Origin of the sequence: Zobellia roscoffensis (assembly GCF_015330165.1) — a bacterium.
Lineage (GTDB): Bacteria > Bacteroidota > Bacteroidia > Flavobacteriales > Flavobacteriaceae > Zobellia > Zobellia roscoffensis.
Genome location: NZ_JADDXT010000002.1, coordinates 1,371,881 through 1,397,649, shown reverse-complemented (window position 1 = coordinate 1,397,649; position 25,769 = coordinate 1,371,881). Strand labels below are relative to the sequence as shown.

At 35.9% G+C, this 25,769-nt stretch carries 23 protein-coding genes; 22 read left to right on the top strand and 1 reads right to left on the bottom strand.

The window, feature by feature from the left end; translation table 11 throughout:
* The first annotated feature begins 6 nt into the window (after positions 1-6).
* The 21 genes from IWC72_RS06035 (at position 7) to purD (ending at position 24,390) form a co-directional block, all read left to right on the top strand.
* Entirely contained in the window at positions 7-1,506 is a 1,500-nt protein-coding gene (locus IWC72_RS06035) for a GH3 auxin-responsive promoter family protein (protein ID WP_194529166.1), read from the top strand.
* A gap of 145 nt (positions 1,507-1,651) precedes the next feature.
* Positions 1,652-3,337: a DUF6909 family protein gene (locus tag IWC72_RS06030; RefSeq protein WP_194529165.1), complete on the top strand. Its 1,686-nt coding sequence runs from the start codon at positions 1,652-1,654 to the stop codon at positions 3,335-3,337.
* 4 nt (positions 3,338-3,341) lie between these two features.
* The gene (locus IWC72_RS06025; RefSeq protein WP_194529164.1) at positions 3,342-4,349 is read left to right on the top strand and encodes a hypothetical protein; all 1,008 of its coding nucleotides are present in this window, start codon (positions 3,342-3,344) and stop codon (positions 4,347-4,349) included.
* Between the two features lie 10 nt (positions 4,350-4,359).
* Positions 4,360-5,382 carry a dTDP-glucose 4,6-dehydratase gene (gene rfbB / locus IWC72_RS06020; protein ID WP_194529163.1) on the top strand — a complete coding sequence of 341 codons (1,023 nt, stop codon included), beginning with the start codon at positions 4,360-4,362 and terminating at the stop codon, positions 5,380-5,382.
* Positions 5,383-5,386: 4 nt separating this feature from the next.
* Positions 5,387-6,241, top strand: coding sequence for a glucose-1-phosphate thymidylyltransferase RfbA (gene rfbA / locus IWC72_RS06015; RefSeq protein WP_194525312.1), 855 nt, complete (start codon positions 5,387-5,389; stop codon positions 6,239-6,241).
* An 18-nt stretch (positions 6,242-6,259) separates the two neighbouring features.
* A complete protein-coding gene (gene rfbC, locus IWC72_RS06010) occupies positions 6,260-6,805 on the top strand; it encodes a dTDP-4-dehydrorhamnose 3,5-epimerase (RefSeq protein WP_194525311.1) in 546 nt (181 codons plus the stop codon).
* The gene (gene rfbD / locus IWC72_RS06005; protein WP_194529162.1) at positions 6,802-7,578 is read left to right on the top strand and encodes a dTDP-4-dehydrorhamnose reductase; all 777 of its coding nucleotides are present in this window, start codon (positions 6,802-6,804) and stop codon (positions 7,576-7,578) included. The genes rfbC and rfbD overlap by 4 nt, the downstream gene beginning before the upstream one ends.
* A gap of 18 nt (positions 7,579-7,596) precedes the next feature.
* Positions 7,597-8,178 (top strand): acyltransferase, encoded by a 582-nt coding sequence (locus tag IWC72_RS06000; protein ID WP_194529161.1) that lies wholly within the window; start codon positions 7,597-7,599, stop codon positions 8,176-8,178.
* A 16-nt stretch (positions 8,179-8,194) separates the two neighbouring features.
* Positions 8,195-9,289: a DegT/DnrJ/EryC1/StrS family aminotransferase gene (locus IWC72_RS05995; protein ID WP_194529160.1), complete on the top strand. Its 1,095-nt coding sequence runs from the start codon at positions 8,195-8,197 to the stop codon at positions 9,287-9,289.
* On the top strand, positions 9,290-10,228 hold the full coding sequence (locus IWC72_RS05990; RefSeq protein WP_194529159.1) for a Gfo/Idh/MocA family protein: 939 nt from the start codon (positions 9,290-9,292) through the stop codon (positions 10,226-10,228).
* Positions 10,229-10,240: 12 nt separating this feature from the next.
* A complete protein-coding gene (locus tag IWC72_RS05985; RefSeq protein ID WP_194529158.1) occupies positions 10,241-11,521 on the top strand; it encodes a lipopolysaccharide biosynthesis protein in 1,281 nt (426 codons plus the stop codon).
* 2 nt (positions 11,522-11,523) lie between these two features.
* Positions 11,524-12,645: a CapA family protein gene (locus IWC72_RS05980; RefSeq protein WP_194529157.1), complete on the top strand. Its 1,122-nt coding sequence runs from the start codon at positions 11,524-11,526 to the stop codon at positions 12,643-12,645.
* Complete coding sequence (locus tag IWC72_RS05975; RefSeq protein WP_194529156.1) at positions 12,642-13,826, top strand: hypothetical protein; 1,185 nt, start codon at positions 12,642-12,644, stop codon at positions 13,824-13,826. Before IWC72_RS05980 ends, IWC72_RS05975 begins: the two co-directional genes overlap by 4 nt.
* Positions 13,819-14,310: an acyltransferase gene (locus tag IWC72_RS20405; protein WP_194529155.1), complete on the top strand. Its 492-nt coding sequence runs from the start codon at positions 13,819-13,821 to the stop codon at positions 14,308-14,310. Before IWC72_RS05975 ends, IWC72_RS20405 begins: the two co-directional genes overlap by 8 nt.
* The gene (locus IWC72_RS05965) at positions 14,310-15,701 is read left to right on the top strand and encodes a polysaccharide deacetylase family protein (RefSeq protein WP_194529154.1); all 1,392 of its coding nucleotides are present in this window, start codon (positions 14,310-14,312) and stop codon (positions 15,699-15,701) included. Before IWC72_RS20405 ends, IWC72_RS05965 begins: the two co-directional genes overlap by 1 nt.
* Before the next feature lie 1,425 nt (positions 15,702-17,126).
* Positions 17,127-18,110, top strand: a complete 984-nt coding sequence (locus IWC72_RS05960) for an O-antigen ligase family protein (protein ID WP_194529153.1) — start codon at positions 17,127-17,129, stop codon at positions 18,108-18,110.
* Between the two features lie 204 nt (positions 18,111-18,314).
* Complete coding sequence (locus IWC72_RS05955) at positions 18,315-19,436, top strand: glycosyltransferase family 4 protein (protein ID WP_226979502.1); 1,122 nt, start codon at positions 18,315-18,317, stop codon at positions 19,434-19,436.
* 165 nt (positions 19,437-19,601) lie between these two features.
* Complete coding sequence (gene wecB / locus IWC72_RS05950; protein ID WP_194529152.1) at positions 19,602-20,693, top strand: non-hydrolyzing UDP-N-acetylglucosamine 2-epimerase; 1,092 nt, start codon at positions 19,602-19,604, stop codon at positions 20,691-20,693.
* Between the two features lie 200 nt (positions 20,694-20,893).
* The gene (locus IWC72_RS05945; RefSeq protein ID WP_194529151.1) at positions 20,894-21,640 is read left to right on the top strand and encodes a glycosyltransferase family 2 protein; all 747 of its coding nucleotides are present in this window, start codon (positions 20,894-20,896) and stop codon (positions 21,638-21,640) included.
* Positions 21,641-21,656: 16 nt separating this feature from the next.
* The gene (locus tag IWC72_RS05940) at positions 21,657-23,024 is read left to right on the top strand and encodes a sugar transferase (protein ID WP_194529150.1); all 1,368 of its coding nucleotides are present in this window, start codon (positions 21,657-21,659) and stop codon (positions 23,022-23,024) included.
* A 94-nt stretch (positions 23,025-23,118) separates the two neighbouring features.
* A complete protein-coding gene (gene purD / locus IWC72_RS05935; RefSeq protein ID WP_194529149.1) occupies positions 23,119-24,390 on the top strand; it encodes a phosphoribosylamine--glycine ligase in 1,272 nt (423 codons plus the stop codon).
* Positions 24,391-24,442: 52 nt separating this feature from the next.
* Here the strand turns inward: purD and IWC72_RS05930 are convergent, their stop codons facing one another.
* Positions 24,443-24,664 carry a DUF6341 family protein gene (locus IWC72_RS05930; protein ID WP_194525296.1) on the bottom strand — a complete coding sequence of 74 codons (222 nt, stop codon included), beginning with the start codon at positions 24,662-24,664 and terminating at the stop codon, positions 24,443-24,445.
* 252 nt (positions 24,665-24,916) lie between these two features.
* Between IWC72_RS05930 and IWC72_RS05925 the strand changes: the two genes are divergently transcribed.
* Entirely contained in the window at positions 24,917-25,762 is an 846-nt protein-coding gene (locus tag IWC72_RS05925; protein WP_226967962.1) for a hypothetical protein, read from the top strand.
* Positions 25,763-25,769 lie beyond the last annotated feature (7 nt).

Below are 25,769 nucleotides of genomic sequence, written 5' to 3'. Positions count from 1 at the left end.
TTTTCTATGTCAATAAAATCACTTGGAGCTAAAATATTTGCGAAACGCATTGCCAAGCAAACGGCAAAGTGGCGAGATAATCCTGTTTCTACACAAGAAAAGGTTTTTAACCAACTATTACAAAAGGCAAAGAATACTAAATTTGGGTTGGACCATGGTTTTCAGAATATACAATCACATGATGATTTTGTAAAGAAGGTTCCTGTACGCGATTATGAAGCGCTGAAGCCTTATGTAGAGGAAGTTGTAGCAGGAAAAGAAGATATTCTTTGGCCAGGTAAACCCGTTTATTTTGCCAAAACTTCAGGAACTACATCTGGGGCAAAGTATATTCCTATTACAGAAACTTCAATAAAGCATCAAGTCAATGCTTCGCGAAATGCCATTTTAAATTATATAGAAGAAACCGGTAATGCAGATTTCGTAACCGGCAGAATGATTTTTCTTCAGGGAAGTCCTGAATTAACAGAAAAGAATGGAGTTAAATTAGGCCGACTTTCAGGCATATCCGCTCATTATGTACCAAACTATTTACAAAAGAATCGCTTACCTAGCTGGGAGACCAACTGCATTGAAGATTGGGAAACCAAGGTCAATACCATAGTAGACGAGACTATGGGCGAAGATATGACCGTCATTGCGGGTATACCTTCTTGGGTGCAAATGTATTTTGAAAAACTAGAGAATAAAACGGGTAAGAAAGTTGGTGATCTTTTCAAAAATTTTCAACTTTTTATCTACGGAGGGGTCAATTATGAGCCATACCGGGCAAAATTTGAAGGTTTGATAGGTCGTAAGGTAGATAGTATAGAACTCTTCCCTGCTAGCGAAGGCTTCTTTGCCTATCAAGATTCTCAGAAAGAAAAAGGGATGCTTTTGCTGTTAAACTCAGGTATATTTTATGAGTTTATAAAAGCCGATGAGTTTTTTGAGGAAGGGGCAAAACGCTTAACAATTAAAGATGTAGAACTAAACGTAAACTACGTAATGATTATTTCTACAGATGCAGGTTTGTGGGCATACAACTTAGGAGATACCGTTCAGTTTATTTCATTAAAACCCTACAAGGTCATTGTTTCTGGCCGTATAAAGCATTTTATCTCTGCTTTTGGAGAGCATGTAATTGCGAAGGAAGTGGAAGAAGCCATGCAATTGGCAGTCAAGGAAACCGGCGCCAGTATAAATGAATTTACAGTTGCGCCACAAATTACTCCTGAAGGTAACCAATTACCCTACCATGAGTGGTTTGTAGAGTTTGAAAAAGAACCATCTAATATGGAGGAGTTTATAGCGGTTTTAGACAATTCTCTTCAAAAGCAGAACAGTTATTATTTGGATTTAATAGAAGGGAAGGTCCTTCAAACTTTAAAAGTTACTAGCATTGCAGAAGGTGGTTTTAACGCTTATATGAAATCTATAGGTAAGTTGGGCGGTCAGAACAAGGTACAACGGCTAGCTAATGATCGAAAGTTGGTAGATGGGTTGGCTTCTTTAAAAAATGATTAATACTGGTTGGTATTTGTTTAATTTGAGTAGTATTCGGTTTCTAAAAAAGTAATGGGGCTTAGATATGGAATTGAAACTAAAAGACAACAACGATCAAATCTTAATGACACCAAAAAAATATCGTAATTTTGATTGAAATGTTTTTATGGGAAATAATATAACTACAACTCGAGCTCAAGAATCTACAAATGCTATTGAGCGCTTATATATAACAATGCGTCATCTTTTCAACCGTGGTTTTTATAAGCCAACAGGGGTATCGGGTGAATCATTGAAAAATGCTTTGTTACAATTAAGACCAGAGATTTATGGTTCTATAGCAGAGGAGAAGGCAGAACTTAGTGGATTAATTTATGTTCTTGAAAGGTTACCAAAAGGAATTGAACAATGTCGTTTTATTAATTTAACTTCAGACGAAGGTTATGGTAAATCACATTTTGATCCAATTGTACCTCCAAAACGACGTAGAAATTGCTACCGAATAGATGATGAACAAATGAACATCGAAATTACTCGAGGCCGTTCTGACATTTATGATATTCTTACTCATTTGACTTTTCTTTTTATCGAATCTGAAAAAATCTGTAAAAGGGTTTTGATAGAAGATACCGATAGAACCATTCGCGATTGGAAAAAGTTGGAAGATGCGGTCAAAAAAGAAGAATTGACTTTAGCAGAAAGAGAAGTTGCCGTTATACATACTGCCAATATTCTGGGCCGCTCGTTCATTGAAATTATGGCCGTTCATGAACAATTTTCGACAGACGAACAACCGGAACGCTTTCTGGAAATTGTCTATTGGTTAGGTAAATTGGCCATAGAAGAGGAAATTACCGGAGAAAAACGAGCAATAACTTTCAGCGCCTTGCTTCGGGAACGCTTGGGGCATCATATCCACGGAGAACGTTGGGCAGATACCATTAAGGAGACCTTAAAGAAAAATGGGCTTTTAGAACGCCCCATACATATCATAAGTGCTAATATGCACAGTGTTATGAATTCACTTTTTGCTAAGAATTCTTTAAAGAAAGAATTTAAGGATAAAGAGTCTTTGGAAATTTACGAAGCGTTAAGTTCTTCTTTAAACGGAGAACTGAGGGCTAAAGTAACTAAGGTCGCAGTTAAAAATGGAATGATAGCGATTGACGATCTTTCAGGAACAAATATAGATGTACAATTATTTGATACAGCTAAAATGGGCTCAGATGTCTGTTGTTATGATTTGCCAAAGGATATGGCAGATAATCAAAAGCCAGTCCTCTTTGTTATGGATTATGCCTTTGGAGAGCAAGCCTATGAGACCATTGATGAATTTTTGAAACCATATAAGGTAAAAGGAGATAAATCTATTTTTCTTGATGTTGCTTCTATTTCCATTATGGGGAAAGCCGGAATTCTTGAAGGAGGAAAAGGTGATTTAATGATTCCGTCCGCACATATTTTTGAAGGAACTGCGGATAATTACCCTTTTAAGAACGAGTTGTGTGCTGAGGATTTTAAAGGGCACGGGCTTAAGGTATTTGAAGGAACCATGATTACTGTTCTTGGAACATCATTACAAAACAAGGATGTGTTGAAATTCTTTCATCAATCAACCTGGAACGTTGTTGGGCTTGAAATGGAAGGTGTTCATTATCAGAAAGCAGTACAATCGGCCTCCAAGATTCGTAAGAGCGTCCGAGACGATATAAAAGTGCGCTATGCTTATTATGCTTCGGATAATCCTTTAGAAACGGGTAGTACATTAGCTTCGGGAGGTTTAGGTACAACTGGGGTAAAGCCTACCTACCTCATTACAGAAAAAATATTACAACAAATTTTTAATTCATAGTTTAATGTCAGATAACAAACCAAATAATACCTCTACCTCTGATGAAATTGATTTAGGGCAATTATTTAAGATGATAGCAAATGGTTTTAACCGTTTGGGTCTTGCTTTTTTACGTGTATTCCTATATTTCAAAAAACATGCCTTTATATTGATTGGGCTCATTGTTTTAGGTATTGCTATTAGTTTTGTGTTAAGTTCATTTGTAAATAAAAAACTGAAAACAGAGGCAATTGTTAGACCTAATTTTGAGAGTACAGATTATGTGTATGATGTAGTTGATGAGATTCAGTCGAACATATTTAGCCAAGACACCCTATTTTTTAAAAAAATGGGTTTGTCTGTAGAGGATTTACAAGGGTTTAGAATAGAAATTCAACCTATTTCGGACCCAGAAGAAACTAAGGAGGAAGCGCAACAGGAATTGGAGTATCTAAAATTACTTCAGAGTTTTAAGGAAGAAAGCTTTGTAGTAGATATTGTTCGGTCTGAACTCACCAAGAAAAGTATTATAGCACACCGTATCACTTTTACCTATATAAATGCAAAAAAAGGCAATGTGATAGCTGAAAAATTACTGAACTATATCAATAATAATAGCTATTACGATAAGGTTATAAAAACCTCTAAGGAAAATGCCGAACAGAGAATAAGTAAAAATACCTTACTAATTTCTCAAATTGATAATCTTATTGATAATTATACAAAAACCTTGTTGCAAAATAATACAGAAAAGCCAGGAGGTTCCGTATATATGGAGAATGAAAGCGCGCTCAATATAGCAAGTTTACTTACTTTAAAGAACAGGTTTCTAAAAGAAATTGAGGAAAAGAAATCAGAATTAACTGAACAGACCGAGATTCTGAGTGTAATTAACATGGGGAAACCCCAAGTATTTAAGAAGCCTTTTTTCAATAATAAATTCTTCTTGGTACCAACAGCATTGGTCGTTTTATTTTTCGCAATTTCCTTTATTCGATTTTTGAACAAAAAAGCTCAAGAGTTGAATGTATAGATAATGTAGCATGTCCAGTAGAACAATTCTTATTACAGGTGGAGCGGGTTTTATAGGAAGTAATTTCATTCCATTTTTTCTGGGGGAACATCAAGGAATTTCTGTGGTGAATCTTGACAAACTCACGTATGCCGGTAATCTCCAGCATTTGGAAGATGTTAAAGATAATGAACGGTATAAATTTGTGCAAGGAGATATTTGCGACGTAGATTTAGTAAAATCTATTTTTGCTGAATATCAGATTTCAGATGTAATACACTTCGCCGCAGAATCTCATGTAGATAATTCAATCGAAGGCCCAGAAGCCTTTATTAAAACCAATATAAATGGAACCTTTACATTGTTGGAAGCAGCAAGAAAGCATTGGTTCAATTCAGCAAATTGCCCTAAAAAACAATTTGAATCATCTCGTTTTCATCATATTTCTACGGATGAGGTATATGGTAGTTTAGGGGAATCAGGTTTCTTTGATGAAGACACAGCTTATGCGCCTAACAGTCCATATAGTGCCTCCAAGGCCGCTTCTGATTTTTTAGTGAGAAGTTATTTCCATACCTATGGATTGAATGTAGTTACTAGCAATTGCTCCAATAATTACGGTCCTAAGCAACATGATGAGAAGCTTATTCCCACTATTATTAGGAAGGCACTCGCAGGTGAAGATATTCCTATTTATGGTGATGGAAAGAATGTTAGGGATTGGTTATATGTCCTTGACCATTGTACAGGCATAGGTGCTGCATTTAGTAAAGGAGAAGCGGGCGAAACCTATGTTATAGGTGGAGATAATGAGCATAATAATATTTCAATTGCTAAGGCAATATGTACCATTCTAGATCAGGTCCACCCTAAAGAAAATGGTAGTTATGGTGAACAAATTACATTTGTAAAAGACCGTTTGGGACATGATTTTAGATACGCCATAGATGCACGTAAAATAAAAACTGAATTGGGGTGGGAACCACAGTTCAATTTCGATGCGGGATTGAAAAAAACAGTTTCATGGTATCTTAGTAAATATCAGAAGAGTTAAAAAAATGAAAGGAATCATCTTAGCAGGAGGGTCGGGAACTCGCTTACATCCACTTACTTTGGCTGTGAGCAAGCAGCTAATGCCTATTTATGATAAACCGATGATTTATTATCCATTGGCTACGCTTCTATCCGCTGGTATCCAAGAAATACTAATCATTACCACACCGCAAGACATTCCGCTTTTCAAAAAGTTATTGGGAGATGGCAGTCAATTGGGCTGTAACTTCCAATATGCCGTACAAGAGAACCCGAACGGATTGGCCGAAGCCTTTATAATTGGAGAAAATTTTATTGGAAAAGATAAAGTTGCTCTTATTTTGGGCGATAATATATTTTATGGGTCTGGTCTAGCAAAACTGCTTCAAGCCAATAACAACCCTGATGGTGGAATTATTTATGGCTATCACGTACAGGATCCAAAACGATATGGTGTTGTTGAGTTTGATGAAAATGGTAAGGCAATTTCAATTGAGGAAAAACCAGATAAGCCAAAATCTAACTATGCGGTTCCTGGCATTTATTTTTATGATAACCAAGTGGTGGAAATTGCAAAAAAAATTAGGCCAAGTTCAAGAGGGGAACTTGAAATAACTGACATTAACAAAGTGTATCTAGAGGATAAAAAATTAACTGTAAGCATTCTAGACCGTGGTACTGCGTGGTTGGATACGGGTACATTTAGTTCTTTGATGCAAGCATCGCAATTTGTTGAGGTTATTGAAGAGCGTCAAGGTCTAAAAGTAGGCTCTATTGAAGAAGTAGCATATACCATGGGGTATATTTCTAGAGAACAATTACACGAACTCGCCAAACCTCTTGTTAAAAGTGGTTACGGAAACTATTTATTAGAGCTATAAATTGCTGAAAACAATAGCATGAAAATAACGGAAACCAGTTTAAAAGGCTGTTTTGTCTTACAGCCAAAACAGTTTGAAGACGAAAGGGGAGTATTTTTTGAATCTTACCAGCAGAAAAAATTTGAAAACGCCGTAGGTGAGCAGATCAACTTTGTTCAAGATAACATTTCGGTGTCAAAAAAAGGAGTGCTTAGGGGGCTTCACCTTCAAACTGGCATTCATGCTCAAGCTAAATTGGTGCAAGTTGTTCATGGAGAGGTCTTGGATGTAATAGTAGATTTAAGAAAAAGCAGCACCACTTTTGGGAAACATTACAAGCTTAAACTGTCTAGTGTAAATAAAACTGCTGTTTTTATACCAAAAGGTATGGCTCACGGTTTTGTTACTTTGAGTGATGAGGCTACGTTTATGTATAAATGTGACGCGTTTTATAATTCAGCTTCGGAAAGCGGTATAATTTATAATGATCAAGATTTACAGATCGACTGGGAATGTCCTGTAGAGTCGCCCATTATTTCCGAAAAAGATATAGTACTTCCTACTTTTAAAGAATTCTTCAGATGAAATCTGTACTCGTAACCGGTGCCAATGGGCAATTGGGCCAAAGCATTCAGAAAATAGCTTCCTCATATCCGGAATTAGATTTTGTTTTCGCAAGTTCAAACGAATTAGATATTACAGATGTTACATCGATAGAAAAAAAGCTATCTATTAAGGCGTTTAGTTATTGTATTAACTGTGCGGCCTATACTAATGTTGAAAACGCCGAAAAAGAACCTGAGAAGGCATTTAAAGTCAATTCCGAAGGTGTTAAAAATTTAGCGACCATTTGTAAAGAGGAGCAAACCGTCTTGATACATATTTCAACAGACTATGTTTTTGATGGAGAAAAAGGTTCTCCTTACTTGGTTACTGATGCAACTAATCCAATAAATGTGTATGGGGCGTCTAAGCTGGAAGGAGAACAGCATATTCAAAGTTTAATGAGGGCTTATTTCATTATTAGAACTTCTTGGCTCTATTCGGAATTCGGAAAAAATTTCTATAAAACTATATTGCAAAAAGCAAGGGAAGGTGCCGACCTTAGTGTAACCGATGACCAGGTGGGTTGCCCAACACATGCGGGTAATTTGGCTAAATATGTTTTGAATTTAATTGCAGGTGAAAGTATGCATTATGGAATCCACCACTTTACCGATGAGAAAAGTCTAAGTTGGTACGGTTTTGCAGAGGAAATATTACGCGAAAACAATCTGTTCGGAAAGGTACAATTAGAGAAAGCGAAGAATTATCGTACTTTTGCTAGAAGGCCCGCATATAGCGTCTTAAAAAAATAACCGAATTAACTTTCCAATATGTCTACCGATACGTTTTTTGCCCATGAAACAGCCGTTGTTGATGAAGGCTGCAACATAGGCCTAGGTACTAAAATATGGCATTTTTCTCATATTATGTCAGATTGTAAAATAGGTGAAAGATGCAACATAGGTCAAAACGTTGTAGTTTCACCTCAAGTGATATTAGGTAATAACGTTAAGGTTCAGAACAATGTTTCTATATATACTGGTGTTGTTTGTGAGGATGATGTTTTTCTTGGTCCTTCCATGGTATTTACCAATATTATAAACCCTAGAAGTGCCATTGTTCGTCGAGACAATTATCAAAAGACACTTGTTAAGCAAGGGGCATCAATTGGTGCTAATGCTACTATAGTTTGTGGTAATCCACTGGGAAAATATTGCTTGATCGGCGCAGGATCTGTGGTGACCAAAGACGTGCCGGATTACGCACTAATTGTTGGCAATCCTGGTAAACAAATAGGATGGGTTAGCGAATACGGGCATCGTTTGGAATTTAACGATGGAAATAGTGCTACTTGCCCAGAAAGTAATCAAGTATATAAATTGGAGGACCAAAAGGTTGTCCGCATGAAATAAAAACCATTTACTATTTATGAAGATTGATTTTGCCAACCTTACTAAGGCGTATCAAGAGCATAGTTCTGAATTTGAAAAAGCCGTTTTGGATGTGATGTCCTCTGCCCGTTACATTTTGGGAAAAGAAACGGATGAGCTTGAGGCATCTTTACAGGACTATGTGCAAACAGACTATGCTTTGGGGGTGTCTTCAGGAACGGATGCCCTATTATTGGCTATGATGGCATTGGGTATTCGTGGGGGCGATGAGATTATCACAACCCCTTTCACTTTTATAGCTACTGCCGAAACTATAGCTTGCTTGGGTGCAAAACCGGTTTTTGTTGATATTGATGAAGAAACGTTTAATATGGATGCATCCCTTATTGAAGGTGCAATAACTGAAAAGACAAAGGCTATTATGCCTGTTTCGCTATATGGGCAAATGGCTAATTTGGATGAGATCAATAAGATTGCTTCTAAACATAATTTAGCTGTAATAGAAGATGCTGCGCAGAGCTTTGGAGCTCTATATAAAGGAAAGCGAAGCTGTTCCGCCACAACTATTGGTTGTACCAGTTTTTTTCCCGCTAAACCATTGGGGTGTTTTGGAGATGGAGGAGCGGTATTTACAAAAGACCAGGAGCTTTATGACAAGATGAAAGCAATGCGCGTTCATGGACAGGTAAAACGTTATACACACAAGTACATTGGTATGGGTGGCCGATTAGATAATCTTCAGGCAGCTATTCTTAATATAAAACTAAGGCACTACGAAAAGGATATTGAGCGAAGACAAAATGTGGCTGAAAAATATACAGAACAATTAAGTTCCTATGTATCCACTCCTAACATAAAAGAAGACAGAACTTCGGTTTGGGCACAATATACAATTAGAATTAAAAATAGGGAACAGCTTCAAGCACGTTTAAAAGAAGCAGGTATTCCTACGGCAGTTCATTATCCTATACCTATGCATTTACAGGAGTGTTTTGCTTATTTAGGGCATAAAAAAGGAGATTTTCCGGTTAGTGAAACTTGTGCTGCAGAGGTAATGAGCCTTCCTATGAATCCATATTTAACCAACGACGAAATAAAGTATATAACTTCCAATTTGATAAAACATTTATAGATGAAAAACTTCGCATTAATTGGCGCAGCAGGCTACATAGCGCCCCGGCACATGAAGGCCATTAAGGATACGGGAAACAATTTGCTTACCGCTTTTGATAAAGGCGATAGTGTAGGAGTTATTGATTCTTATTTTCCTGATGCAGATTTTTTCGTTGAATTTGAACGTTTTGACCGTCACATAGAAAAACTCAAATACGAGAAAAACACCTATTTGGATTTTGTTAGTATCTGTTCTCCAAATTATTTGCATGATGCCCATATTAGATTTGCGTTGCGCAGTGGTGCGGATGCAATTTGCGAAAAACCCTTGGTACTTAACCCTTGGAATGTTGATAAATTGCAGCATGTTGAGGAAAAAACGGGCAAAAAGATTTATAATATTTTGCAGTTAAGGGTACACCCAAGTATTATTGCCCTTAGAGAGAAAGTGAAAAATGCAAAGAAGGACACAAAATTTGAAGTAGACCTTACTTATCTCACCTCTAGGGGGCACTGGTACCATACCTCTTGGAAAGGAGACAAAACAAAATCTGGGGGCATAGCCACTAATATTGGTGTCCATTTTTATGACATGCTCTCTTGGATTTTTGGAGATGTACAAGAGAATATTGTACATATTCATGAAAATGACCGAGCAGCTGGTTATCTAGAGTTCGAAAATGCCAGAGTTAAATGGTTCCTTTCTATAAGCCCACAATACCTCCCACAAGAAATTAGAGATAAAGGCCAAACAACTTTTAGGTCCATAACCATTAATGGTGAAGAATTAGAATTCAGCGGCGGTTTTACAGATCTTCATACCATGGTTTATAAAGACATACTTGACGGCAAGGGATACGGCGTTGATGCTGCCCGAACAGCTATAGAAATCGTTCATAATATTCGTAACTCTGAACCTGTTGGTTTGAAGGGAGAGTATCATGAGTTTTTAAAGTAATAACATTAAATATTGAGAAAACTCGAGGAAAAGTTTAGGACAATTGTTCAGTCTGAGTTTGCAAGAAACGTACTCACATTAACGTCGGGTACCGCTTTTGCTCAAATAATACCATTATTATTGGCACCTATACTTTCCCGGATTTATTCTCCGAATGAATTTGGAAGGCTAGCCCTATATCTTTCCATTGTACAAATTTTAGGCTCTATTTCATGTGGTCGATATGAGTTGGCCATAATGCTCCCAAAAGAAAAAAGAAAGGGGGTTCAATTAACCTTATTGGCGATTATAATTACAACTATCGTTTCAATTATATCTCTTATCATAATTCTCTTTTTTTCAAAAAACATAGCCATATTTTTAGGAGATCCAAAATTGTCCAAATGGTTATTTTTTGTTCCTTTAAGTGTTCTGTTAATGGGAACGTTCAATGCCCTTAATTACTTCAATTCTAGAGAAAAAGAATTTAAAAACATAGCTAAAGCGAATGTTTTTAAATCATTAGGTGGTAATGGTTTTCAATTGTTTTTAGGCTTGAGCAAATATACCAGCGGAGGGTTAATTATTGGTCAAATAGTATCTCACTTCTTCGGTAATCTTAAAATGGCAAAGACATATTTAAAAAACTCAACTGCAATTAAAAATACAAAGTACGCCAACCTTAAAATATTGGCTTTACGATATTTAGATTTTCCTAAATTTTCAATGTGGGGTATTTTTTTGAACACAACTTCGGTAAATCTAACTAATTTTTTCGTTTCAAGTTTTTATAGTTTAAATTATGTTGGTTTTTATTCCTATTCTACAAGATATATAGGTTTGCCTATTTCGTTGATTGGAAATTCAATAGGGCAGGTTTTTTTTCAAAAATTATCAGAAGAAAGGGATAATGGGCAAAAAGCATATAAAATTTTTAGAAACACGTTTAAAAAGTTAGTGCTTTTAGGGAGTGTTATTTTTGTTCCAGCCTTTTTTATTATTGAGGATGTATTTATTCTGGTTTTTGGAGAGCAATGGGAAACGGCCGGGAAATTTGCACAACTTTTAATACCTCTTTATTATTTAAGATTTATATTCGGACCGCTTAGTTTAACAAATATTGTTTACGAGAAGCAGAAACTGGCCTTGTTGTGCCAAATGTTGATTATGGCCGCACAATTAATAGTTTTATTCTCCGCATGGTATTTAAATTTTGAAATAACAAATTTGATTTTGTTGCAAGTAGGAGTCTTAAGTGGGGTATACGTATATTTATTCTTTGTTCTAAAATCAGTAGTAAAGGGAAAAATTTAATTATGAAGGTAGTCTTTGTAGGCGATGTTTTTCTGGGGGGCGACCTTATTGCTAAAGAGTTGAAATCGTGTATTGACATAACACGATTTCATGATGCAGATTTTAAAATTATTAACCTGGAGCACCCAGTAAGTGATTCCCATAAAATTGCGGACAAGTCTGTTTTATTTACGGGTTCTGAAGTTTTGGAAACACTGAAAAACAGTGGAATTAATGCCGTTTGCTTAGCTAACAACCACATTCATGATAAGTTAGATGCAGGTATTCTGGAGACTATTGAAAACCTCCGAAAGTACAAAATAGCTTCTTTTGGAGCTGGCAAAGATCTTAATGAAGCAAAAAAACCATTATGGATTAAAGACAGTCTTTGTTTATTGGGTTATTGCCAGTTTAATTCGCCTACATTGAACAATATACAAGTTGCTACGAAAAATAGCCCGGGAGTAGCACCTTTAACCTTGGAAGGGATTGAAAGCGACCTTAATAAAATACCGAACGGTTCCAAAGCAATTCTCTATATGCATTGGGGCCGTGAGCATGTTTGGCTAACACAATATAAAAATATAGTATTGGCTAAAAAACTTTTAAAAAATGACAAAGTTGCTTTGATTGTGGGGACACATCCACATAGGGTACAGGGCTTTTTGTCGGCCAATAACAAAAGGGCCTATTTTAGTTTGGGAAACTGTCTTTTTCCCAATTTTTTAATAAAACCCAGTATAGAGGCAGTTAATCGACCCTTGAATATTGACTTAATAAAAAAAATAGATGTAACGCGACAATATCATTCTGTAAGCAAGTTGACTTATAAGAAATGGAGGTTTGTTAATAGGGTATCCCAATTAGTTGAATATGATACTAAGACCAAAATTGTGGACCATACGTTTCTATATCAGCAAGATGACTTTCCGGTAGTGAAGGAACTTACTGGTATACCACGATTTCTATTTGTTGCTATAGTGAATTATTTAAATGTAATGTACCGCGTTCCAAAGCTTATCTATAATCGTTTAGAATTTCTATTTTCAACTATTAGATTCAAAATATGGCGATTTCAAATTATATGGTTTAAAATAAGACAAATGGGGTTTGTAAGCTCAATTAAGAAACGATTTCAAAGATGAAAAACAATGCTTGTGCTGTTGTTTTAGGGGGATACGTAAATGGATATTCAATTATACAAGAACTTGATTACTTTCGTGTCAAGAATATTGCTTTGCTTTATCATGGCAATCAAATAGCAAGGTTTAGTAGAAAACTAAAGGAAAAACGCAAAATAGGAACAGGCAGGGAAGACTTATTGATCGCCTTGGAAGACTTTAGTAAGAAGTATACCAAACTTGTCATATACCCAACTGATGACCACCAGATGGAAAACCTTCTTGCATTAAAAAACCAAATAGAACCCTATTGCTTTTTGCCGTTTAACCCTGATAATCTTCACAAGGTGGCGGATAAGGCTGTTCAATATCAGTTTTGTGAAAAGTTGGGTGTGCCATACCCTAAGACCATTGAGGTCAAAAGTGAGGCCGATATTAATAATATAAAGCTATTGGCCTTACCTCTATTAATCAAACCCAATAAAAGGGAAGATTTAAAAATAAAAGTCTTCAGGTCTTGTGCCGTTAATTCTTGGGAAGACTTTGAAGCAGTTCAGGAGCAATTAAAAACCTTTATGGAGAAGGGAGTTGCGTTTATTGCTTCGGAGATTATTCCAGGGCATACAAACGGAACTATTTATGCATATACGGCATATAGAAGTCAAAGAACAAAGAAAATACTGAATGAGTGGATAGGTAAAAAGCTAACTCAATTCCCAGATGACTACGGAGTTTTTTCATCAGCCTCCAACGAGGCTCCTGAAATCATAAAGAAGCAGGGCCGAGTATTATTGGAAGGAATGTCCCTTTACGGAATATGTGAACCGGAATTTAAACTTGACAAAAGGGATGGTAAGTACAAGCTCATGGAAATAAACCTTAGGTCCATGATGTGGCACCGTACAGGTTTTCTCTCTGGAGTGTGCTTGCAATACACCCAATGGTGCGATGCTTTGGATATGCCAATCCCCAAATATGTGCAAAACCCAGCTTTGCGACATTTTTGCTATTTTAAACATGAGATTATCAATCTAATTTTTAGGAGAGGATATTTTAAGTATTTTAAAAACAATCTGGGGAATAAAAACATGAGCTTGGCTCTTTGGGATATAAAAGATCCATTTCCCTTTTTGGTCGATCAATTTTATACCGCCGTATCCTTAACAAAGTTAGTTATACGTAAAATCATGGGAAAAAATGCCTAAATCAATTTTAAATAGGTTTAAACTGATCATAAAAAAAAGCCGCCTAAAAAGGAAAGGAGTAGTTATTTTTAACAATACTACTTTTAGCAATGTGCTCTATAAAGGTACGGCGGTAATCGAGCCCTATTGTAGGTTGGTAGGAAGCCCTAAAATCCAAATTGGAAATAAGTTTTACTTAAATGCAAACTGTCATCTTTTGGGCGATATTACTATTGGCGACAATGTCATGATAGGCCCCAAAACCATTATTTGGAGTAGGGATCATGGTATAGAGTTAGGTGAACCTATGAATGCGCAACCCCATGTAGAACAACCTATTACTATTGGTGATGATGTGTGGATAGGGGCTGGGTCAATTATTCTAAAAGGAGTTTGTATAGGTGATGGAGCGGTCGTAGGCGCAGGGGCGGTAGTAACCAAAGATATTCCTGCCAATGGAATTGCAGTAGGCAATCCTGCTAAAGTCATTAAGTACAGGGGGTAATGGTAGAAATTCATACGAACAGGGTTTGTTTAGCTGAAAAAGAATACATCTTTCAATTGGTTCTTCACGAGTTTCTAGGTGTTGATTTTGTTTTGGTCCTAGACGATAACCTTACTGATATTAGAATTGTCCGAAACGGAAAAAAAATCCTACTTAACGCAGATTTTTTTCAACAGTTCATTAATAAAAAATGGTTGTCTCCGGACACCATGCCTAGCTTGCCTTTAGAATTTATTTGCGGCAACGTATCACCGAAAATCACATTTAATTGCCCAATTTTATATGGTAAGAAGGAGTTTATACAAACAGATAACACTATTGAAATAGGTTTGGATATATTTGGCTCTAGTTTTTTTATGTTGTCTAGATATGAAGAATTAGTTGTCAAAACAAGAGATTCACACGGTAGGTTTCCTGTTAAAAAATCCATTTGCTTTAAAGAGAATTTGTTGTTAACACCCATAGTAGACGAATATGTAGATTTGTTGTGGGAACTCATAAATTTTTTATGGCTTGATTTACAAAGGAGGAATAGCGTTTCTCGAACGTTTATTAGCTGTGATGTGGATCATATTTGGGACAAAGGAATTAGGTTTCCGGGTATCCTTAACCGATTGGCTGCAGATTTAGTGAAAAGAAAATCCTTAGTAAAATTTTTAGATTCCTTTAGACTTTTTTTTCTGGTAGGTGTTTTTGGGATGAAGAAAAAAGATCCATTTAGAACGTTTCAGTTTATGATGTCTGAATGTGAGAGATATAAACTTCAAATGGCATTTTACTTTATTCCTCTGAATAACAAAAAAGGTATAGATGGATATTATGATATTGAAAGTGAAGAGGTTACTCTGATTATGCAAGAGATTATAAAAAGAGGACACGAAGTGGGTTACCATGGAAGTTATGATTCGTATAATGACAAGGAGAAGACAATCCAGGAAATTAATTTATTGAGAAAAGTATACCAACAGGCAGGAGGTGACCCAAATGAAATTAAGGGTGGAAGGCAACATTATTTAAGGTGGGAAACCGGAATAACGGAAAAAAACTGGGAAGCCGCCGGTATGGAATATGATAGCACGCTTGGTTACGCTGAGCATATTGGTTTTAGGTGTGGAACATCCCGAGAGTATAATTTTTATGATAGTATTGAAAGGAAGGCGCTTAATCTTAAAATAAGGCCTTTGATTATAATGGAAGTTTCGATGTTCAACAAAAATTATATGAGGTTAACTGAAGAAGAGGCCCTTGCAACGGCTGCAAGGTTGTTTAGTGAACTGAAAACAAAAAAGAGTAATTTAACTTTGTTGTGGCATAATTCATCATTTCAGACTAAAAGAAGAAAACATATGTTTATCAATTTACTAGGGGAAATGCAAATCAATGAAAGGTGAAAACCCTGTGTGGAATATGAAGAAGATATATTGAGTAAAAAATATCACTTGGAATAATGTTTAAGATTGCTAAAACAATAAAATATACGACCTTTCAAAATGTTCTACTATGGTTATTTATAACTAGTGGTATAATAAAGCCATTTTTCTCTTACTTAAATGCACCTTTTGATTGGACATTTTTAATCTTTGCTATAGTAGCACTAGATATTGTCTATTGTTCAGTAACAAGAGTTCAACAAATTAGATTAAACAAGGAGAAATTGTTTATGATTGCAATTCTCTTTATTCTGTATCTATTAATTGTGATCTCTCTAATTTATAGCCCATCAAAAAGTTTTTCATTTGAAAAAAGCTTTTTGTTTTCAATTAACGTATTGTTTTTCATTTACCCGTTATTTATAAAGGAATGGAACTTAAACTTACAATACAATTTATTTCTTTTCATATTATTGCCCTTAACTGTTTGGTTTATCGTTGCCAAAACATTGTATTTTTCCCCTTTGAACAGTAGTTACAGGTTGGTGAGCATAAGGTTTTATGATATAAGGAAGTTCTATTTAGGTTTTGGAATGGGGCTTTGTATTTTAGCTATTCTACAAGTCTATTTAAAAAAAAGTTATTTAGTAGGCTTTTTTTCGATTGTAGTATTATTGGGCTTGGGAGCACGGGGAGCCTTAATTTTTCTTATGATAACACTTTTGGTATGGAAATGGAAATCTCTTTTGGTCAAGATAATGGACTTCAGGATAAAGCCAAAAATTCTTAGAAACTTAGCTATCGCTTCAACGGTGTTGCCAATTATACTAATCACACAGTATGAAAAAATCTATAGTTTTTTATACTTGGGAATAATACGTTTTACGTCGCTTTTCCAAATTGGAGAAGACAAGTCTGTTTTGGGGAGGGTTGAGCGAATAACATTTACAATCGACTATATTTTCAATTCTTTATCTACTTTTTTGTTCGGAAATGGAATAGGGAGCTTTGGAATAATTTACTCGGGGCAAGACAAAAGGGAATATCCACATAACATCTTTCTTGAAGTGTTTTTTGAGTTAGGAATATTTTTTTTATTGCTCTTCCTTATTTTCTTGTTTTTACCTTTTTTTTATAAAAGAAGAATTTTATTCAAGTTGTTTGTTTTTTACTTTTTGTTGAACGCCTTAAAATCAGGCGATTTAGTTGGCTTATGGTTGCTTTTTATTTTTATTGGCCTATTGGTGTTTAATCCAAAAATCAAAGATGAAGTTACCTCTTGAGTATTTCTTCGTATTAGTATTCCCCATGGTGTTGGCATTGCCATTACCTCATTTGATTAGTTCAATCGCTTTAGCGGCCGCACTGCTGAATGTGATAGTAATTGCTGGGGCAAAAGGAGCTTGGAAAACAATTTCCTTTGACGGGTTTAATCAAAATTTTCTCGTGGTTTTTGGTGCTCTTGTTATTATTATAGACACTTTTACAAATAGCCTACGGAGTTTTAGTTTTGAGCCAGTTTTTCGTGAAGTGCGAGTTTCTTTTATAATTGTACCCTTAGTTTTTTGGATTGTCAAAGACAAGATGCATATTCTAAGGTCACAACTTTTGTGTTCAATGGTTTTGGGCGTGTTGCTTTATATTTTATATGCATACGGGTACTTAACATATTTTTATACCAATATAATTACAAACAGAAAATTTGAGTTTAACCATTTCTTAATTTATGATTTAAGGGAAAATTTGCCAGGTGCTTATCATCATACTTATATTGGCATGTATATGACTTTTTCAATAGTTATTCTCCTATACGAATCATTGCAAATAAAAAAAGGATACTTATATTCAATTGTTTTTTTTATTTTGTTAAACCAAGTTGGCTTCGGAAGCAAGCTTACTCTTTTGTTAAGCTTGGCCTTTATTGGGTTCTATTCCATGAGGTATCTTAAGAAAGAAGTGGGCATAGTCTTTAATATGTTTGTTTTGATTGTTTTAGTTTTGCTGGTAGTCGGTTTTTTTATAAACGAATCTGGTATGGTAAATTCGTTAAGCTTTAGTTCAAGCAACCGTATTGAGTCTTGGCAATGTGCACTCCAAGGAATCTATTCAAAACCTTTTTTAGGATATGGGCATGAAATGTCAGTTGTATATATGGAAAACTGCATTACTTCAAATGCCGTAAGTACCCATAATCAATATTTGGAAGAGCTAATTAATTATGGGTTTTTTGGCATTTGGTTACCTGTTTTCTTGATGCTGCTTTTCCTTAGGTCAAAGGATGACATATTATTCAAAGCTTTTCTGATTATGATAATTACCATAGGGTTTTTTGAGAATTTAATGAGCCTCCAACGGGGGGTGCTTTTCTTTGTGTTTTTCAGTGTCGTTTTTTCCTTTAGATCAAGCAATCGAACAAGAATTAAACAATAAGGTACTGTATGTTTTAGTTAGTCAAAAATAACGTTAATGGTATCTTTTCAGAAGGAAAATGCAAATTCTATTTTTTGAAATTTCACTCTTTTTATAAATAAATACTTTATGTAAACAAACACAAGCTAAGCGTAAATTTGATGGACAAATCCTATATTCTCTATTGGAATAGGCAATTGTATAAATTATAAAAAACTTATCAACTTGATAAAAAATACCATTAAAAGAAAAGTATGCCACCTGACTACGGTACACGTAAGGTACGATACGCGCATTTTTGTAAAAGAATGCTGTTGTCTTGCCGAAAAGGAATATGACGTTACTCTAATAGTCGCTGACGGAAAAGGGGATGAAGATAAAAATGGAGTTAGAATTCTGGATGTTGGAAAACCCTCCGGAAGAATAAAACGGGTATTGCACTATCATAAGATAATTTTAAGTAAAGCACTGGAATTAAACGCCGACATCTTTCACTTTCACGACCCAGAATTACTGAGGATTGGCACAAACTTGAAGAAGAAGGGCAAAATTGTAATCTACGATTCGCATGAAGACGTTCCAAGACAAGTACTTGATAAGGCTTACTTACCTTCTTTTTTGAGAAGACCACTTTCAAAAATTATTGAAAGGTACGAGAACAAAATTGTTTCTCAGCTCTCGGGCGTAGTGACGGTTACCCCAAATTTGGAGAGACGGTTTTTAATTACTAATAAAAACGTTGTCCAGGTATGTAATTTTCCTAAAATCCAAGAGTTTGAAATTGTTGGTTCCCAGAATATTGTAAAAGAAGATGCGGTTTGTTATGTGGGTGCTATTTCAAAAGTAAGGGGTGTTTTGAACATGGTCGACGCTATGCGGTTTTCGAATGGCGCTAAGCTTCTTTTAGGGGGTAAATTTGAGAATGAGGGATTACGGGAAGAGACGGTTAAGAGTAAAGGGTGGAAAAATGTTGAGGAACTCGGTTTTTTAAGTAGAGATGAAGTTAGAGTAACGCTAGAAAAGTCAGTTGCAGGGTTGGTTGTACTTGAACCGACCAAAAGTTATGTAGATAGTATACCCGTAAAAATGTTTGAATATATGATTGCCGGTATTCCAGTTGTGGCCTCTGATTTTTCATATTGGAGAGAACTAATTGAAAAAGAAAATTGTGCCTTGTTTGTTGACCCACAAAAGCCCGAAGATATTGGAAAAGCAATCAAAACCTTGGTCAATGAAAGGCAACGTGCCTCGGAAATGGGGCTCAGGGGCAGAAAAGCGGTGTTGGAAAAGTTCAATTGGGCTAGTCAAGAAAAAAAGTTAATTGCGTTTTACGACAGCTTTTCCTAATAATCATCAGCTTAATAGATTTAATTTCCCTTTCTAATACGTCTACAGTCAGAATAGTTATTTGTTATTCTATTAAATATTTGCTTTCATCTACAAAAAAGATATGAACAATCAATTATGCCTAGCTTGGAACGCTCGTAAAGGAACCTCGGAAATCGGAATATTATGAAAATAATCACAATCGTTGGCGCAAGACCACAGTTTGTAAAAGCTGCCGTTGTAAGTAGGGCAATTGAAGAGTTTAACGCCAATAAAGGGGATTGCAATATAGAAGAATGGATTGTTCACACTGGCCAGCACTACGATGAGAACATGAGTGCGGTGTTCTTTGATCAAATGAACATTCCCAAACCGCATTATAATCTTGAGATTAACAGCCTTTCGCACGGTGCAATGACAGGCAAGATGCTGGAGAGAATAGAGGAAGTGTTACTCAGTGAAAGGCCTGATTGGGTGCTTGTTTACGGAGATACGAATTCTACTATTGCTGGAGCTTTGGCGGCTAAAAAACTACATATTAAGGTTGCCCATGTTGAGGCGGGATTGCGCTCTTTCAATATGCGGATGCCTGAAGAGGTCAATAGAATACTAACTGATAGGATAAGTGACGTTCTTTTTTGTCCTACCCAAACGGCTGTCGACAACTTAAAAAACGAGGGCCATGATACCATTGATATCAAACAGGTGCTCTGTGGAGACGTTATGTACGATGCCGCACTTTTCTATGCCGATCGGGCAAATCGTCCGGTAACGGTCACAGAGGATGCGGGATTTGTGCTCTCTACTATACACCGTCAGGAGAATACCGACGACAAGGAAAAATTGACCTGCATTTTCGAGGCCTTAAAAGTAATTGCCCGGAACCAAAAAGTTATTTTACCCTTGCACCCGAGAACTATTAAAAAACTGGAAAATTTTGGCATTGTGCCTGACAGCAATATACAGATTTTAGAACCTGTTGGTTATTTTGAGATGATATGGTTGCTTATAAACTGTAGTTGTGTTATTACTGATAGTGGCGGTTTGCAAAAAGAAGCGTTTTTCTTTAAAAAACCCTGTATAACGGTAAGGGAAGAGACCGAATGGGTAGAGCTTATCCATAACAAGGTGAATTTTTTGACCGGGTCCGACAAGCATAAAATTGTTGAAACCTTTAACCGTATAAAAAAAGTTCATATCGATTTTAGCATGAATCTTTATGGAGAAGGAGATACGGGGCGGCGTATTGTTGAGGAACTGGTTGGTTTTGAGCTTTAGTTGAATTTTCTGTGCTTTTCAAGTTAAATAAGGAAAAATAACCCATTTAAAATGTTATAATTCTAGTTACGCCGGTCAAGTGTTGAAACCGAATCAAACAAATAAAAGATTCTTATTTTTGAAGTTGAATGAAGTATAGAAAATAATTCTGTTCAGTCTAGTCCGAAGGGAGTGACTGTTATTTTAAATCAACACAATTAATGACCCTAGTCTCCATAATTACGCCAGTATACAACTCCGAAAAATATTTGGCGAACACTATTGCTTCGGTACAGGCCCAAACCCACTCTAATTGGGAGCATATTTTGGTGGACGATTGTTCTAGAGATAATAGTGAAACACTAATAAGGTCATTTCAAGAAAAAGATACCAGAATTAAATATCATCGACTTGAAAAAAACAGTGGAGCCGGTATAGCAAGAAACAAGGCCATTGAGATAGCTAAAGGGAATTACATTGCCTTTTTAGACAGTGATGATACATGGTATCCTGCAAAGCTTGAAAAGCAACTAAACTTCATGAAAAAGAATAATTATCACTTTACCTTTTCTAGTTACGATAAGATGGATGGTGGAGGCAGCCTTATTAATGCCGTAGTACGAGCTAAAAGAATGGTATCGTATAAATCTGCACTTTATAAAAACCCAATAGGTTGCTTAACTGTTATGTATGATGTGGGCTTTTTTGGTAAGCAATATATGCCTTCTATTAGAAAGCGCCAAGATTATGCATTATGGCTAAAGCTATTAAAAAAATCCAATGCTTATGGACTTGATGAAGTTTTGTCTACATACCGTATAGGCAATGAGTCTATATCCTCAAATAAGTTTAAACTGCTAAAATACGAGTGGCAAATCTATAGGGAGGTGGAAGGCTTATCTTTACCACAATCTATATTTTATACGGTTTCCGCAATCATTTTAAAATTGAAAAGTTACTTTTGGTAATTCTAAACTGGTAAAAATGCCTAGGCCTTCCGTATTAAATTCTGTAGAACGCAAGTTTATATTGCTTGTAGGCGATTTGATTATAGTACTGGCCTCGTTAAATGTTTTGGTGAACAATGCTATTGACGCCAAGTATATTTTAATGGGGCTAAAAGTGGTTGTTTTTTCTTTTGGCGTGGCAAGCTATTTGGTTCTAGCCTATATTTTGGAATTTTACAACCTTGAGAAAGTTTCAAAACGTCGTTATGTTTTTTCGCAGTCACTTTACATAAGTGCCATGTACGTTTTTATAGTATTTCTGTTTTTGGTCATCGTATACGATGTGAGCTTTTGGAGAATGCCTCTGCTATATTTTCTTTTATTAACACCTCTGGAAATAGGCCTATGGCGTTTATTTTTCAGGAATATTTTTAGAATTATTCCAGTAACAAAAAACGTTCTGTATATATATGACCAACAAGCGGCTAGTCTACTTAAAGATGACGTAGCCGTTATTAATGGAGACGAGCTAAAAACGTTTTATCGAGTTAAGCTTACATATCCTTTAGAGCAGGTAGATTATATTAAAAAGAAACTGTTTATGTCTGCTGTTGATAAAATTGATGTCTTTATCATAAATATGCAGAGTTACAATGATATTCCTAAAGATGTGGAGAAAGTACTGCTGAGGGCTATATTGTTAGGAAAAGAAGTGGTGACGTTTACCTCTTTTTATGAGGATGTATATCAAGCTCTTCCCATTAGATCTCGTAACGATAGTTTTTACGAAATACTCCAATTGAGAAACCGTAAAATTAGATACTTGGGGCGGATTTTCACATTCGGCGTGAATTTTATTTTGTCACTATTTGCAGGTCTGGTATTTATCGTCTGTATTCCTTTTGTTTGGTTCGGGAATTTATTTTTTAATAGGGGTCCGTTATTCTACACTCAAAAAAGAGTGGGGTTTCACGGTAAAGAATTCAGTATCTATAAGTTTAGGTCTATGGTAGTTGATGCCGAAAAATCAGGTGCGGCAATGGCCACTACAAATGATGCAAGAATTACGCCTTTCGGTAAAATATTAAGATTATTTAGAATTGATGAGCTACCCCAAATTATATCCGTAATTAAGGGGGATATGCAATTTATTGGCCCTAGACCAGAACGAAAAGTATTTGTGGATCAACTAAATGAGATGATTCCCTACTACAGTGCAAGACATCTTATAAAGCCTGGAATAACGGGTTGGGCTCAGGTAAAGTATAAATATGGGGAGAATCTTGAAGATTCTATTAGAAAGCTTGAGTATGATCTGTACTATATTAAGAACAAATCTATTACTATAGATTTACGAATTATTTTTAAGACCGTTACCACAGTTTTATTCTCGCGTGGAGTGTAGCCCATTGATTTAGTTATTTCGTTTTTGGTATATTAATCTATAGTTATAACGAATATTTCCCCTTCAAAACGTATTTTTGCGCAAACCTTAGAACATGAACATTCTTATTTTAGGTGCTGGCGGTCGCGAGCACACTTTAGCCTGGAAACTAAAACAAAGCCCCAAACTAAATAATCTTTATGTAGCCCCCGGAAATGCGGGTACTGCCGAAATCGCCAAAAACATACCGGTTGGTGTAAACGATTTTGAGGGAATCAAAAAGGCTGTTCTGGCTAATGACGTGAATATTGTTGTAGTTGGCCCAGAAGACCCGTTGGTAAACGGAGTTCATGATTACTTTCTTAACGATTCTGAATTAAAGAGTATTCCAGTAATCGGACCGCAAAAAGCAGGTGCTGAGCTGGAAGGTAGTAAAGAGTTTGCTAAAAAATTTATGATGCGGCACAACATACCCACCGCAGCCTATGAAAGTTTTACTGCCGAGACACTTCAAGAAGGTTTCAAATTTCTTGAAACCTTACAGCCGCCATATGTATTAAAGGCAGACGGACTGGCAGCTGGTAAAGGGGTTGTTATCTTAGAAGATATCGCGGAAGCAAAAGAAGAGCTAAAAACCATGTTGGTGGATGCTAAATTTGGCGATGCCAGTGCAACTGTTGTTATCGAGGAGTTTTTAGCTGGTATAGAGCTAAGTGTTTTTGTGCTTACAGATGGAAACGGTTATAAGGTTTTACCAACTGCCAAAGACTATAAACGTATTGGTGAGGGAGATGCCGGACTCAATACAGGCGGTATGGGTGCTATTTCACCTGTTCCCTTTGCAGACGAGGCCTTTATGAACAAGATACACCAACGAATAGTTAAACCAACGGTAGAAGGTCTTAAAAAGGATAATTTGCCATATAAAGGTTTTATATTTATCGGGATTATTAAAGTCGGTGACGAACCTAAGGTTATTGAATACAATGTGCGTATGGGCGATCCAGAGACGGAAGTGGTCATACCTAGAATAAAAAATGATTTAGTAGAGGTTTTTGAAGCGGTGGCTAATGGAACTTTAGACGCTATAGATTTAGAACTAGACCCAAGAACGGCATCTACGGTAATGCTAGTTTCTGGAGGTTACCCTGAGGCATACGAAAAGGGTAAAGAAATTACTGGGTTTGATTCTGTTAAAGACTCATTGGTGTTTCACGCGGGCACTAGTCTAAAAGAAGGTAAGGTAGTTACTAGTGGAGGTAGGGTAATGGCAATTACTTCCTACGGAGATAATTTCAAAGAGGCATTAGCTACATCTTATGAAAATATCAAGAAGATAAAATTTGAGGATATGAACTATAGAAAAGATATTGGATTCGATCTTTAGAAGAACGAATCCAATATCTTTTCTATAAAATTATCAGAAAACCTAAAGAGGTTTAAAGGTAAGAGTGAGAAGATATTGATTTATCTTCTTCGTCATTGTCACTGTATTCTTTCAGTTGTAGCATCCAATAGACAAAAGCTACAAAACCAATTACAGCAAGAATCCAGTTAATAATGTTGGCGCCCCACCAGCTATGCATAAAACGCAATTGATCCAATGGCCAAAACAAATGGTTTACGAACAAATCCGCTATTCCTTCAAAAAATGATGTCATGTTAGCTATATTTACACTTGCAAAAGTATAAAAAGCTTAGGAACTTTCTAAATTTTAATGTTGATGATTTAGTTCGTGCTTTTGCAAGTACAATAAAAGGATAGTTTCTGTCTTTGAAAAGAAAAAATACTGGTCCGTAAAATTTAGATAGTTTATCAAATGATATCAATCATTTTTGGCAAAACAAAGCCAATTAATTACATAATAGTTCTATCGTTTCTGTTCATTTTCTACTGGTTCGTCCATTTTTCAATGTTCGAAAGAATCTACTCCTTAGGTCAGATATTTTGGCAATTCTTTATTTTATCTGTTCTTTTCTTCAGTGTATTTGTAGTCAATTTTATTGTAAAGCGGAATAAGGTTACGGGAGTCAATTCGTTTACCATACTTTTTTACGGGCTTCTAATGGTCGTTTTCCCTGAAACCTTATTAGATTCCAATGCTATTTTCTGTAGCTTCTTTTTATTGTTGGCCACCCGAAGGTTGATTAGTATCAGGTCTTTGAAAAATATTAAATTCAAAATTTTTGATGCAACTATTTGGATTTTGGTATCAAGCCTTTTTTATGACTGGGCGGTGTTGTTCTTAATTTTAGTAGTAGCGGCAATATATTTTTATGAGCCAAAAAACATAAGAAATTGGTTAGTTCCGCTTGCTGCCATTTTCACGGTGCTCATGATTGCGGAATGTGTTCTAGTTTTGTACGGTACACCAAATTTTTTTGCTGAGCACTACACATTTGCAGTCTCACCTAGCATCAGGTATTTCTCATATTGGGGGCACAGTACCAAATTAATTTTGTTTTCTCTGACAATTTTAATTGCCGGTATTTTGGCTTTTATAAAACTAGGTAAGTCAGGGTTTGGTAAGGTAATAACTATGCAGCTGATCGGCCTATCTTTCATCCTCGGTCTAGTTTTGAATGTGCTATTGCTGTCGGACAACGTCTATCCTGTTATGATTACATTCTTTCCTGCAGTTGTTTTTATGACCAAATACATAGAGTCATTGCGCAGAGCGAACATTAAGGAGATTATTTTAATGGCCGTAGTAATTATTCCGTTTTTGGTACTGATGACCAGTATTGCCATCAAATAATTTATGA

Coding starts and splice junctions, on each gene's coding strand:
- IWC72_RS06035 (WP_194529166.1), top strand. CDS start 7: ATGTCAATAAAATCACTTGGAGCTAAAATATTTGCGAAACGCATTGCC.
- IWC72_RS06030 (WP_194529165.1), top strand. CDS start 1,652: ATGGGAAATAATATAACTACAACTCGAGCTCAAGAATCTACAAATGCT.
- IWC72_RS06025 (WP_194529164.1), top strand. CDS start 3,342: ATGTCAGATAACAAACCAAATAATACCTCTACCTCTGATGAAATTGAT.
- rfbB (WP_194529163.1), top strand. CDS start 4,360: ATGTCCAGTAGAACAATTCTTATTACAGGTGGAGCGGGTTTTATAGGA.
- rfbA (WP_194525312.1), top strand. CDS start 5,387: ATGAAAGGAATCATCTTAGCAGGAGGGTCGGGAACTCGCTTACATCCA.
- rfbC (WP_194525311.1), top strand. CDS start 6,260: ATGAAAATAACGGAAACCAGTTTAAAAGGCTGTTTTGTCTTACAGCCA.
- rfbD (WP_194529162.1), top strand. CDS start 6,802: ATGAAATCTGTACTCGTAACCGGTGCCAATGGGCAATTGGGCCAAAGC.
- IWC72_RS06000 (WP_194529161.1), top strand. CDS start 7,597: ATGTCTACCGATACGTTTTTTGCCCATGAAACAGCCGTTGTTGATGAA.
- IWC72_RS05995 (WP_194529160.1), top strand. CDS start 8,195: ATGAAGATTGATTTTGCCAACCTTACTAAGGCGTATCAAGAGCATAGT.
- IWC72_RS05990 (WP_194529159.1), top strand. CDS start 9,290: ATGAAAAACTTCGCATTAATTGGCGCAGCAGGCTACATAGCGCCCCGG.
- IWC72_RS05980 (WP_194529157.1), top strand. CDS start 11,524: ATGAAGGTAGTCTTTGTAGGCGATGTTTTTCTGGGGGGCGACCTTATT.
- IWC72_RS05975 (WP_194529156.1), top strand. CDS start 12,642: ATGAAAAACAATGCTTGTGCTGTTGTTTTAGGGGGATACGTAAATGGA.
- IWC72_RS20405 (WP_194529155.1), top strand. CDS start 13,819: ATGCCTAAATCAATTTTAAATAGGTTTAAACTGATCATAAAAAAAAGC.
- IWC72_RS05965 (WP_194529154.1), top strand. CDS start 14,310: ATGGTAGAAATTCATACGAACAGGGTTTGTTTAGCTGAAAAAGAATAC.
- wecB (WP_194529152.1), top strand. CDS start 19,602: ATGAAAATAATCACAATCGTTGGCGCAAGACCACAGTTTGTAAAAGCT.
- IWC72_RS05945 (WP_194529151.1), top strand. CDS start 20,894: ATGACCCTAGTCTCCATAATTACGCCAGTATACAACTCCGAAAAATAT.
- IWC72_RS05940 (WP_194529150.1), top strand. CDS start 21,657: ATGCCTAGGCCTTCCGTATTAAATTCTGTAGAACGCAAGTTTATATTG.
- purD (WP_194529149.1), top strand. CDS start 23,119: ATGAACATTCTTATTTTAGGTGCTGGCGGTCGCGAGCACACTTTAGCC.
- IWC72_RS05930 (WP_194525296.1), bottom strand. CDS start 24,664: ATGACATCATTTTTTGAAGGAATAGCGGATTTGTTCGTAAACCATTTG.
- IWC72_RS05925 (WP_226967962.1), top strand. CDS start 24,917: ATGTTCGAAAGAATCTACTCCTTAGGTCAGATATTTTGGCAATTCTTT.